The sequence below is a fragment of the Streptomyces wedmorensis genome (genome assembly GCF_000716445.1).
Lineage (GTDB): Bacteria > Actinomycetota > Actinomycetes > Streptomycetales > Streptomycetaceae > Streptomyces > Streptomyces wedmorensis.
Window position 1 is genome coordinate 1 of sequence record NZ_JNWK01000174.1, and the last position, 468, is coordinate 468.

At 70.9% G+C, this 468-nt stretch carries 2 pseudogenes; both read right to left on the reverse strand.

What is annotated here, in order from left to right:
- Nucleotides 1–225 (reverse strand): annotated as a pseudogene (locus tag OO54_RS40990) (sugar ABC transporter substrate-binding protein); the annotation flags it as partial.
- A gap of 92 nt (nt 226–317) precedes the next feature.
- Nucleotides 318–468 (reverse strand): annotated as a pseudogene (locus OO54_RS48210) (carbohydrate ABC transporter permease); the annotation flags it as partial.

Here is a 468-nt window from a genome sequence, read left to right on the forward strand (position 1 = left end):
GTTGGGGTACTTCTTCTCGAAGTCCTCCGCCACCTTCTTCAGGGTGGGCTCCCACGCCCACACCGTGACCTTGCCGCCCTTCTCGAGTGCGGCGTTGACGTCCTTCGGGCCGCCGGCGGCGCCGCCGCCGTCGGTGGCGTCGGAGCCGCAGGCCGAGGCGGTCAGCGCGAGCGTCGAGACCACGGCGAGGGCGCCGAGGAGTCTGCGGGTGGTGTGCGTTCTCATGGACTGTGCTCCTGGTCGGTGGTGCGGGTGGGACGGACGTGACGAGAGAGGAGGAAGCGGGGGCGGGACTCCCCGGTGGGGCTGGGACGGGGCTATTCCTTGACGCTGCCCGCGGCCAGGCCGGACTGCCAGAACCGCTGGAGGAGGAGGAACGCGGCGACGATCGGGACGATCGTGAGGAGGGAGCCGGTGATGATGAGGTCGAAGACGGCTTCGCCGCCGGCGGTCTGGGCCTGGGCGTTC